The 8,757-nt window shown below is 72.4% G+C and carries 8 protein-coding genes; 3 read left to right on the top strand and 5 right to left on the bottom strand.

Features of this window, described 5'->3' with window-relative positions; genetic code table 11:
* Window positions 1-254: 254 nt before the first annotated feature.
* Window positions 255-2,309 (bottom strand): ATP-dependent helicase, encoded by a 2,055-nt coding sequence (locus IM725_RS18965; protein WP_227753950.1) that lies wholly within the window; start codon window positions 2,307-2,309, stop codon window positions 255-257.
* Window positions 2,310-2,343: 34 nt separating this feature from the next.
* Between IM725_RS18965 and IM725_RS18960 the strand changes: the two genes are divergently transcribed.
* Together IM725_RS18960 and IM725_RS18955 are read left to right on the top strand one after the other, a co-directional pair.
* Window positions 2,344-3,273 (top strand): DUF72 domain-containing protein, encoded by a 930-nt coding sequence (locus tag IM725_RS18960; RefSeq protein WP_287065975.1) that lies wholly within the window; start codon window positions 2,344-2,346, stop codon window positions 3,271-3,273.
* A 43-nt stretch (window positions 3,274-3,316) separates the two neighbouring features.
* Window positions 3,317-3,820, top strand: a complete 504-nt coding sequence (locus tag IM725_RS18955) for a DUF4019 domain-containing protein (protein ID WP_193782202.1) — start codon at window positions 3,317-3,319, stop codon at window positions 3,818-3,820.
* A 19-nt stretch (window positions 3,821-3,839) separates the two neighbouring features.
* On the opposite strand, the gene IM725_RS18950 is transcribed toward IM725_RS18955, so the two are convergent.
* The 4 genes from IM725_RS18950 to IM725_RS20745 all read right to left on the bottom strand — a co-directional run bounded on the left by IM725_RS18950 (window position 3,840) and on the right by IM725_RS20745 (window position 8,083).
* Entirely contained in the window at window positions 3,840-4,502 is a 663-nt protein-coding gene (locus tag IM725_RS18950; protein ID WP_193782201.1) for a DUF4142 domain-containing protein, read from the bottom strand.
* A gap of 100 nt (window positions 4,503-4,602) precedes the next feature.
* A complete protein-coding gene (locus tag IM725_RS18945; RefSeq protein ID WP_193782200.1) occupies window positions 4,603-6,012 on the bottom strand; it encodes a hypothetical protein in 1,410 nt (469 codons plus the stop codon).
* 465 nt (window positions 6,013-6,477) lie between these two features.
* A complete protein-coding gene (locus tag IM725_RS18940) occupies window positions 6,478-7,323 on the bottom strand; it encodes a ZIP family metal transporter (protein ID WP_193782199.1) in 846 nt (281 codons plus the stop codon).
* 112 nt (window positions 7,324-7,435) lie between these two features.
* Window positions 7,436-8,083, bottom strand: a complete 648-nt coding sequence (locus IM725_RS20745; protein ID WP_287065981.1) for a LuxR C-terminal-related transcriptional regulator — start codon at window positions 8,081-8,083, stop codon at window positions 7,436-7,438.
* 247 nt (window positions 8,084-8,330) lie between these two features.
* Between IM725_RS20745 and IM725_RS18930 the strand changes: the two genes are divergently transcribed.
* Window positions 8,331-8,612 carry a PilZ domain-containing protein gene (locus IM725_RS18930; RefSeq protein ID WP_193782197.1) on the top strand — a complete coding sequence of 94 codons (282 nt, stop codon included), beginning with the start codon at window positions 8,331-8,333 and terminating at the stop codon, window positions 8,610-8,612.
* Window positions 8,613-8,757 lie beyond the last annotated feature (145 nt).

Genomic DNA, 8,757 nt, shown 5'->3' with positions numbered 1-8,757 from the left:
GAGTTACGCCGCGGGGCCTGGACCGAGCATCGCAGGGGAAGTCGGACACGAAGTGCCGACCGCCCCATTGGGCGCGGCAGCAGGCAGCCGGCGGCCGGGGCTGGGTTTGCCTGAAGTGATGCAGGCACGAAACGCAGCGTGCGCTCGGCGCTTGGCATTGGACCTTTACTAGGACACCTGCGACGAACGGAGCTGGGTTTGCGAAGGAAGTGAAGGCGGGCAATCGAAGAACGAGCCCACCCCCCGTCCGACGCTCAGCGCCAAGCCGCCCGCGCCCTCGCCCGTATCGACATCACCGGCCCTGCCGCTTCGCGCGCCAGCAGGGGCGCGGCCGCATCCGCAGCCGGCCAGGTGAGCTGTTCGAAGTGCGGCAACATGGACTCGGCGATGAACCGGCTGCGCCCGGCGTACATGTGGCGGTCGCCGCCTCCGGACTGCTGCGTCACGTAGAACCGGTGCGGCACCACCAGCGTCAGCCGGTCCCTCGCCCGGGTCATGGCGACGTAGAGCAGGCGTCGCTCCTCCTCGATCTCCTCGGTGGTGCCGGTGGCCATGTCGCTGGGGATGCAGCCGTCGACCACGTTCAGCACGTGCACGGAACGCCACTCCTGGCCCTTGGCGCTGTGGATGGTCGACAGGACCAGGTAGTCCTCGTCGCGGTGCGGCGCACCCGATTCGTCGCTGGTGGACTGCGGCGGGTCCAGCGTGAGCTCGGTCAGGAAGCGCTCGCGGCTCGCGAAGCCGGTGGCCAGGCGGGCGAGCTGCTCGACGTCGAGCTTGCGAACGGCGGCGTCGTCGTGCAGGCGCTCGAGCTGGGGCTGGTACCAGGCGCGCGCCAGCTCCATGTCGGCGGGCCAGGCGAGCGCGGGCTCGCGCAGGCGGGCGTACAGGGCGGCGAACGCGGCCCAGTCGGCCTGCGCCTGCGGCGGCGGCACGAAGGCCTGCAGGGCCGCCACCGGGTCCGCGGCCTCGGCCATGGCGTCCAGCAGGCGCGTGGCGCTCGCCTGGCCGATGCCGGGCACCAGCAAGGCGGCGCGGAAGCCCGCCATGCGGCTGCGCGGGTTCTCGGCGAAGCGCAGCAGCGCGAGCACGTCCTTCACGTGGGCGGCCTCCAGGAACTTGAGCCCGCCGAACTTGACGAAGGGGATGTTGCGCCGCGCCAGCTCCAGCTCCAGCGCGGCACTGTGGCTGCTGGTGCGGAACAGCACCGCCTGGCTCTTCAGGCGCAGCCCGGCCTCGCGCTCGCGCAGCACGTCGTCGGCGATCCAGCGCGCCTGGCCGGCGTCGTCGGGCACCAGCAGCAGCTGCACCGGACGGCCCGCGCCCCGGTCCGTCCAGAGCTGCTTGGCGTGGCGCTCGCGCGCCGCCGCGATCACCGCGTTGGAGGCCTGCAGCACCGGCTGCGTGCTGCGGTAGTTGCGCTCCAGCGTCACGATGCGTGCGCTCTGGCTGAACTGGTGGGGGAAGTCGAGGATGTTGCGCACCGTGGCGCCGCGGAACGAATAGATGCTCTGCGCATCGTCGCCCACCACCGTCACGCCCTGCCCGCCGGGCTTCATCGCGCGGACGATCTCGGCCTGCAGGCGGTTGGTGTCCTGGTACTCGTCGACCAGCACATGGTCGAAGCGCGCGCCCACCTCGGCCGCCAGCGCGGGCTCCGCCATCATCTCGGCCCAGAACAGCAGCAGGTCGTCGTAGTCGAGCACGTTCTGCGCCTGCTTGGCCTCCACATAGGCGCCGAACAGGGTCTTGAGCTCGGCCTCCCAGGCCGCGCACCAGGGGTAGGTGGACGCCAGCACCGCGGCCAGCGGCTCGCGCGTGTTCACCACCCGCGAGTAGATGCCCAGGCAGGTGCCCTTCTGCGGGAAGCGCTTGTGCGTGGCGGACAGGCCGGTCTCGTGCCGCACCAGGCCCATCAGGTCCTCGGCGTCGCCGCGGTCGTGGATGGTGAAGCCGGGCTCCAGGCCCAGGCGCGGCGCGTACTCGCGCAGCAGCCGTGCGCCGATGGCGTGGAAGGTGCCCGCCCAGGGCAGGCCCGGCGGCGCCTGCGTGGGCGGCAGCTGCAGCGCGCGCTGCAGCACGGCCCCGGCGCGCTGCGCCATCTCCTGCGCGGCGCGGCGGCTGAAGGTGAGCAGCAGCAGGCGCTGCGGATCGGCGCCATGCCGGATCAGGTGGGCGACGCGGTGCGCCAGCGTGTGGGTCTTGCCCGAGCCGGCGCCCGCGATGATGAGCAGCGGGCGGGTGTCGGCGGCAGTCTCGCCCGTGCCGTGGGTGACGGCCGCTGACTGCTCGGCGTTGAGGGTGTCCATGGCGGAAGGAAGGCGGGACCTGTATATTAATCCAGTGGACGGCAACATCCTCATCGGCTCCGCCTCCTGGACCGACAAATCGCTGATCGCCTGCGGCCGCTTCTACCCCCCGGGCTGCAACAGCGCCGAGGCGCGCCTGCGCCACTACGCGAGCCAGTTCCCGCTGGTGGAGGTGGACTCCAGCTACTACGGCATCCCGGTGCCCGCGAACGCCCAGCGCTGGGCCGAGCGCACGCCTGAGGGCTTCACCTTCAACGTCAAGGCCTTCCGCCTCTTCACCGGCCACGCCACCTCGCCCATCGTGCTGCAGAAGGACCTGCAGCAGGCCCTGGGGCCCGCGGCGCCGCGCACCCTGTACTACGCCTCCACGCCGCCCGAGATCCGCGACGAGCTCTGGCGCCGCTTCTCGCTCGCGCTGGCGCCCTTGCGCGCGGCGGGCAAGCTGGGTGCCGTGCATTTCCAGTTCGCGCCCTGGGTCACGCGCAACCGGGCCGGCATCGCCCACGTCGCGCATTGCGTGGAACGCATGCCCGGCGACCTGCTCTCGGTCGAATTCCGGCATCGCAGCTGGTTCGAGGGCGGGGACGCGCAGGCGGCCACGCTCGCCATGGAGCGCGCGCTGGGCGTGGTGCACACCATCGTGGACGCGCCGCAGGGCTTCGACAACACCGTGCCCTGCGTCTGGGCCGTCACGCACCCGCGCCTGGCGCTGCTGCGGCTGCACGGCCGCAACACCGCCACCTGGAACATCCGCAGCGAGACCTCGTCCAGCCGCTTCGACTGGTGGTACGCACCCGATGAACTCGCGGCCATGCTGCCGCAGGTGCGGCAGGTGGCGGCCGAGGCGGCGCAGTTGCACATCGTCTTCAACACCAACCGCGAGGACCAGGGGCAGGCCAACGCCAGGCTCATGCGCCAACTGCTGCGCGGTTTACCTGCGCTTGACGAACCTGCGGCAAGCTAGACTGTCCGACAGACAGACCTGCACGATCCGAACCGTTCCCGCCATGAAGCCTTTCCTTCCCACCCTCTCCCTCGCCGCCGCCCTGGCGCTGGGCGCCGGCCTGGCGCACGCGCAGCTGAAGCCGCCCAAGGGGGACGGCACCGCACCCGCACCCGCGGCAACGCCCGCGGCGCCCGCCGCTGCAGCCGGTCCCAGCCACCCGGAGGAGCAGGCCGCCGCGCGGCTGGCCGCCGCCGGCTGGCTCACGCTGCTGGACCGGCGCGACTGGGGCCGCGCCTGGGAAAGCTCGGCGCGCATGTTCCGCGACACGGTGCCGCTGGACGCGTGGATGGAATCCATCCCCAAGGTGCGCGGGCCCATGGGCACGCTGGTGCAGCGCGACCCGGTGGAGTCGAACTTCCGCACCAGCCTGCCGGGCCGCCCCGAGGGCGAGTACGTCAGCGTGATCTTCCGCAGCCACTTCTCGGACCGCGACGTGGCCGAGGTGGTCACCACCGTCCACGAGCCGGACGGCAAGTGGCGGGTCACCGGCTACTCGCCGCGCTGACCCGCCGAGGGCGCCCCGCTCAGCGGTTGCCCATCGCGGCCGCGTTGGCCTTGCTGCCCGCCTCGGGCAGCTTCTCCGCCATGGCCAGGTGCTCGCGCAAGTGCGGCAGGGTCTTGGTGATCCACGCCTTGAGCTCGGGGTCCTTCACCTTGCCCTCGGCCTTCTCGAACTTCTTGATGTCCTTCTCGTGGTCCTTGATGCCGACCTCGCGCACGTAGTGCTGGTCGAACTCCTTGCCCGAGAGCTTGCCCATCTTCTCGATGTCGCGCCGCTTGCCGCGGTCCGGGGCCGCGGGCAGTTCCACCCCCTTCGAGTTCGCCAGCTGCACCAGCTCGTTGTTGGCGTCGGAGTGGTCCTTGTTCAGCGTTTCACCGTAGCTCTTCACGGCCGGGTCCGAGGCCTTGCTGGCGGCCAGCTGGCTGGCCTGCACCTCGAACATGCCGCCCTCGGCCGCTTCCTGGATGAACTTGCGGTCGGCGCGGTCCAGCTTGGCGGCCTGCGGCGCGTTGCGCGTGCCGGTGCCGGGCTGCGCCTCGGGCGCGGCGCGGCCGCCGGTGACGGACGAGCCGGTGCCGGACGGGCTGGTGGTGCCGGTGCTGGACTGGGCCAGGGCGGCGCCCGCAGAGAAGGCCAGCGCGACGGCCAGCGGAAGGATGCGCAGGGGGGAGGATGTGTTTTTCATGGTGTGTTCCTTGAAGTGTTGAAGTGACTGTGGCGCCGGGGTCGGCGGGGCGCGCCGTCGCGTCCGGCCCGGCGGGCGCGTGCGCCCACCGGGCGCGGCCTTACTTGCTGCCCTTGGCGCTGCCAGGGGCCGTGCTGCTGCCCGAAGGGCTGCCGGTGCTGCCGCCGGACGCGCCGGCGCCACCCATGGCGTTGCCGCTGCTGCCCGTGCTGCCCGCGTTGCCGCTGGCCTGGGTGCTGCCGCCCGTGTGGGCGCTGCTGCCCGCACCGGTGCTGCTTGGGCTGCTGCCACTCATGGTGCTGCCCGCGCTGCCCATGCCACTGGAGCCGCCCAGGCCCTGCTGGCCGCCGGCGCTGGCGCCGCTGCTGCCGCTGCCCATGCTGTGGCCCATTCCACCCGGGGCCGAGCCGCCGGGGGTGGTGTTTTGGCCCTGGCCGCCGCTGCGGGTGGCGCGCCAGCTGTTGAACTCGTCCGAGAACTTCTTGAAGCGGTCCTGGCGCCAGGCGTGGTAGTCGCTGTCCAGGTTGCGCATCTGCTCCTCGCGCCACTGCTGGTAGTCGTGGTCGTGGTGCGAGCCGCCCATGCCGCCGTAGCCCTGCTGGCCATAGCCCATGCCGCCCTGGTGGCCGGGCTGCTGGCCGTAGCCCTGCGAGCCGCCGCCGCCGAAATGCTGGCCGAGCTGCGTGCTGCCCATGCCGGGCTGGTGCTGGCCGCCCATGCCGGGCTGGTGCTGCCCGTAGCCGGTGCTGCCGGCCATGCCGCCCTGCTGGGTGTCGTGGCTGCCGTGCTGGCCATAGGGCGAACCCATGCCGCCGGCGCTGCCAAAGCCGCCCATGCTGCCGCCCATGCTGCCGCCCGAGCCGCTGCCCATGGGCTGGCCGCCCATGCCGCCCTGCATGCCGCCGTAGTGGCCCGGCTCGTGGGTGCCGCCCTGGCCACCGTAGCTGCCGCCTTGCTGGCCGTAGCCGCCGCCCATGCCCTGCGGGCCGCCATAGCCGCCGCTCTGCTGGCCGCCCGTCCATCCCCCCTGCTGGCCGGCGCCGCCCCAGTCGCCGCGGCCGGCCTGGCCGCCCCAGCTGCCCTGGCCGCCGCCGTAGCCGGGGTTGCCGCCGTAGCCCTGGCCACCCTGGCCGCCCTGCAGGCCGCTGGGCTGCCCGCTGCCACCGAAGCCGGAGGACTGCATGCCGCCCGCGTTGCGGGCCCAGCTGCCCTGGCCGCCGGGGCCGCCCTGGCCGCCGAACTCGCCGCCGTAGCCGCCGTATTCGCTGCCGCGGCCCTGGCCATAGTCGCCGCCGCTCGTGCCCCGGCCCTGGCCGTGCGGGTCATGCTGGCCTTGCGAGGACCAGTCGCGCTGCTGGCCGTAGCCCTGGGGACCCTGGCCACCCTGGCCGCCCTGGCTCCAGCCGCCCCGCGCAGGATCGTGCGAGCCCTGCGGGCCGCGGTCCTGTCCCTGCGAGGCGCCGCGCGAATCCCAGGGGCGGCTGCCGTCGTCGTAGTCTCGTGATGCCATGAGTGGTCTCCTTCTGGAAGGCATGTGGAAAGAAAGGAATCCACCACGTTAGGACCCGACCCGGAACCCAGGTGTCGGACAAGGGCGACGCAGATGTAGTCCGCCCCGTGCGCGGGCGCTGCAGGGCTTACGCCTCTTCACATGCGCTTCGCATGCGCGACACACGCAAGCGCCACGATGCAGGCTGAAGGAGAACCCCATGCACAAGAAGAAGCGCACCCTGGCCGTGCTGTGCGGCGCAGCGCTCTGGGCCGCCGCCGCCGCGGCCCAGCAGGCCGCCCATGCCCCGGGCCCCACGGTGCCAGCCGCCGCGGTCGCCGGCACCTTGGACACGGCGGCCGTCGCGCCGGGCGCGGCCGATGCCGCGTCCACAGTGAACTCCGCCGCCGGCAACATGCAACGCGGGCCCGGCCACTGGGAGTGGCAGGGTGACGGTCACGCCTGGGTGGAGGACGGCTGTGCCAATCAGCCGTGCGAGAGCCGGCTGACGAGTGTGACCACGGCGATGCCGGCCGACAGCCAGAGCACCTGGGCCACCGTCTGGCGCGCGCTCAGGCGCGCCTGCAACTGCGGGATCAGGTCGGCCAGCGCCACATAGAGGAAGCTGCTGGCCGCCACGGCCAGGAAGTAGGGCAGCTGCGGGTGCAGGCGCTGCACCAGCCAGCCGCCGGCCACACCGCCCAGGGCCGTGAGCGCACCGGCGAGCGACACCTTCACCAGCGCCGCACGCCGGCTCGCGCTGGTGAGCCGCAGCACGGCCAGGTCGCCGATGTGGTGCGGCACCTCGTGCGCCAGCACCGCGAATGCGGCCGCCCAGCCCAGGCGCGGGCTGGCGGCGAAGGCCGAGGCGATCAGCAGGCCGTCGCCGAAGCAATGCAGGCTGTCCCCCGCCAGCACCGACCAGCCGCCCGAGCGCAGGCGCGGGCCGTCGCCGTGCGGGTGCGGCTCGGGCTGCGCATGCAGGTGCGGATGGGCGCGCGAATGATCGTGCGGCCCATGGCCCTCGGCGTGGTGGTGCTCGTGGCCGTGGTGCCAGAGCTCGGCCTTGTCCAGCAGGAAGAAGAACACCAGGCCGCCCAGCAGCACGGCGAACAGCGCCCGGACCCCGTCGGGGCCCTGCCCTTCGAAGGCTTCGGGCAGCAGCTGCATCATGGCCGTGGCCAGCAGGGCGCCGGCCGCCAGGCTCAGCAGGTGGCTGGCGCCCGCCGCGCCCACGGCGCCTCGCAGGCCGATGCGCATCAGGCCGTCCGCGATCCAGACGCTGCCGATGCCCGCGCCCAGGGTTGCGACCAGGATGGTGAGCCAGCTCATGCACGTCGGGTGCGGCCGGCCCGCGGCGCCCCGTTTCTTCTTTCGTGGAGGACGACAGGCGCGGCCGGCGGCCGCGCGACAACCGCTATCTTAGCAACGGAGGCGAGACGGCTCAGCGCAGCGAGGTCAGGTGGTGGCGCGTCGCGAAGGCGTACAGGTCGACCCGGTTCGACAGTTCCAGCTTGCTGTAGATGGAGGTCAGGTGGTTGCGCAGCGTGTGCTCGCTGATGCACATGCGCGCGGCCACCACCTTGGCCGGGGCCTTGGCGTCGCAGGTGATGGCGGCGATGGTCTGCCGCTCGCGCTGGGTGAGCGTGGAGATGCGGTTGCGCTCGGGGTCGCTGCCCTCGGCGGCCTTCTGCCGGGCCATGGCCAGGAAGATGCGGCCGGTCGCAACGCGGTCGATCCAGAGCTCGCCCGCGTGCACGCGCTCCAGCGCCTTGAGCAGGGCCGCGGGCGGGTCGTCGGTGCGCAGCACGCCGCGTGCGCCCGCCATCACCGCCTGGTCCAGCACGGCGGTGTCGCGGCAGGCGGTGAGGACCACGAGCTTGGCCGGGACGCCGTCAAGAAGGCGGGCGATCTCCTCGAACTCCACGGCCTGCTCCAGCAGTGCGAGGATGACGTCGGCCTCATGACGGCCTGCCAGCCGGGCGGCCTCGGACGGGTCCGCCGCCGTGCCCGCCAGCACCAGCCGGTCACCGGCCGACTGCAGCATGTGCGCCAGGCCCCAGGCATGCATGGGCCGTGCGATCACGAACACCCGGATACTCCCTGACGTGCCTGGTTGCGACATCACGCTCTCCCTTGCATTTCTTTCGGAACTACATGCAGCGCATGCTAGTCAGCCACAACACAGCCATTTCACTTTGTTGCGGCTCGTTACTCGGTTTGCGTCTTGACAAGGCAAGGCAGGGCTGCGCTCCCAGGCGGGCATGGGACAGCGTCCTACGCCGAACGGTCACATGCACCCATGGCCGTGGCCGGGCTTGCAGCCCACACTGCCCGGCATGTTCGTGGAACAACGCATCGAGCCCCGTGAGCCCCTGCAACTGCCCCTGCGCCTGGGCGATGGGGTGGAGGCCGTGACGCGCGACATCAGCCCATCCGGCATGTACCTGGAGATCCGGGGCGACCACCTCATCGGTGGCACCGTGTTCTTCGAGATGGACCTGGCCGAGGCGCACATGAGGTTCAGCGCGGAAGGCCGCATCGTGCGGCTGGAACACCGCGACGGCGTCACTGGCGTCGCGCTGCGGCTGATCGCGCCGCGGCTCGAATCCACCGGCTGAGCGGCCGGGCCGCGAGGCCCCGGCTTCAGGCGCCGTCCCCGAGGCCGGCCCGCCCATCGAGACACGCGGGCCTGGCGCTGAGCGCGTGCCGGGAACGCACCCGGCGCGCTCCCTGCGCGGCAGCCACACCCACCTTCCCACACCC

The organism is Ramlibacter aquaticus, assembly GCF_015159745.1.
Classification (GTDB): Bacteria; Pseudomonadota; Gammaproteobacteria; order Burkholderiales; family Burkholderiaceae_C; genus Ramlibacter; species Ramlibacter aquaticus.
This window is presented reverse-complemented; position numbering and strand designations above follow the sequence as displayed.

Coding starts and splice junctions, on each gene's coding strand:
- IM725_RS18945 (WP_193782200.1), bottom strand. CDS start 6,012: ATGGCATCACGAGACTACGACGACGGCAGCCGCCCCTGGGATTCGCGC.
- IM725_RS18930 (WP_193782197.1), top strand. CDS start 8,331: ATGTTCGTGGAACAACGCATCGAGCCCCGTGAGCCCCTGCAACTGCCC.
- IM725_RS18955 (WP_193782202.1), top strand. CDS start 3,317: ATGAAGCCTTTCCTTCCCACCCTCTCCCTCGCCGCCGCCCTGGCGCTG.
- IM725_RS18965 (WP_227753950.1), bottom strand. CDS start 2,309: ATGGACACCCTCAACGCCGAGCAGTCAGCGGCCGTCACCCACGGCACG.
- IM725_RS18950 (WP_193782201.1), bottom strand. CDS start 4,502: ATGAAAAACACATCCTCCCCCCTGCGCATCCTTCCGCTGGCCGTCGCG.
- IM725_RS18940 (WP_193782199.1), bottom strand. CDS start 7,323: ATGAGCTGGCTCACCATCCTGGTCGCAACCCTGGGCGCGGGCATCGGC.